At 63.2% G+C, this 1,214-nt stretch carries 1 protein-coding gene; it reads right to left on the reverse strand.

What is annotated here, in order from left to right; all coding sequences use genetic code 11:
• A partial coding sequence (gene gcl / locus ENZ75_RS32315; RefSeq protein WP_128278635.1) for a glyoxylate carboligase occupies positions 1-1,170 on the reverse strand: 1,170 nt, incomplete at its 3' end.
• Between the last annotated feature and the right edge of the window lie 44 nt (positions 1,171-1,214).

A 1,214-nucleotide genomic window follows, 5' to 3' on the forward strand; every position in this document is an offset into this window, starting at 1 on the left:
GACATAGGTGACGTCGCGGCCGAACGCCTTGTTCATCTCCTCATAGACACGCTGCGGCTTCAGCGGCACCTGGTCGAAATGCGTCTTGCGCTTCATCGTCTTCTTGCGAGCCTGGCATTCCTTCGCCCAGCCGGACCAGTCGCGCAGTCTGCCTGCCGTCTTCCACTCGGTGGCGACGTCGAGCAGCATCTTCAGCGCAGCACCAGCATCCGAAACGACGCCGAGATCCGGCGCGAAGACACGGCCGATCTGCGTCGGCTCGATGTCGACATGGATGAATTTTTTGCCCTTGGTATAGACATCGACGGAGCCGGTGTGACGGTTGGCCCAGCGGTTGCCGATGCCGAAGACGAAATCGGCTTCCAGCATCGTCGCATTGCCATAGCGGTGCGAGGTCTGCAGCCCGCACATGCCGGCCATCAGCCGGTGGTCGTCGGGGATCGCGCCCCAGCCCATCAAGGTCGGGATGACCGGCACGCCTGAAATCTCGGCGAATTCGATCAGCAAATCCGACGCATCGGCGTTTATGATGCCGCCGCCGGCGACGATCAGCGGCTTTTCGGCGGCGTTGAGCATCGTCAACGCCTTTTCGGCCTGGGCGCGCGTCATGGCCGGCTTGAACGGCGTCAACGGCTCATAGGCATCGATGTCGAATTCGATCTCGGCCAGCTGGACGTCGACCGGCAGGTCGATCAGCACCGGACCCGGCCGCGACGAGCGCATCAGGTGAAAGGCCTTCTGCAGCGCCATGGGGACGAGATAGGGCTCCATGACCGTGACCGCCCATTTGGCGACCGGCGCGGCAATGGCTGATATGTCGACGGCCTGGAAATCCTCCTTGTTCAGCCGCGCCCGCGGCGCCTGGCCGGTGATGCACAGGATCGGAATGGAATCCGCAGCGGCCGAATAGAGCCCGGTGATCATGTCGGTGCCGGCCGGACCCGAAGTGCCGATGCACAGGCCGATATTGCCTGCCTTGGCCCGGGTAAAGCCTTCCGCCATGTGCGAGGCGCCCTCGACGTGACGGGCAAGCACGTGGCGGATCGTTCCCCTCGCCTTCAGCGCCGAATAGAACGGATTGATCGCCGCGCCCGGCACGCCGAAAGCGCAGGAAATGCCTTCCTTTTCGAGAACGAGAACCGCGGCATCGACAGCGCGCATCCTGGCCATTTTCCAGCCCTCCACGGGTTTGTCATTGTTGGATTGGCTGAGGA

Origin of the sequence: Mesorhizobium sp. M7A.F.Ca.CA.002.04.1.1, from assembly GCF_004022805.1 — a bacterium.
Classification (GTDB): Bacteria; Pseudomonadota; Alphaproteobacteria; order Rhizobiales; family Rhizobiaceae; genus Mesorhizobium; species Mesorhizobium ciceri.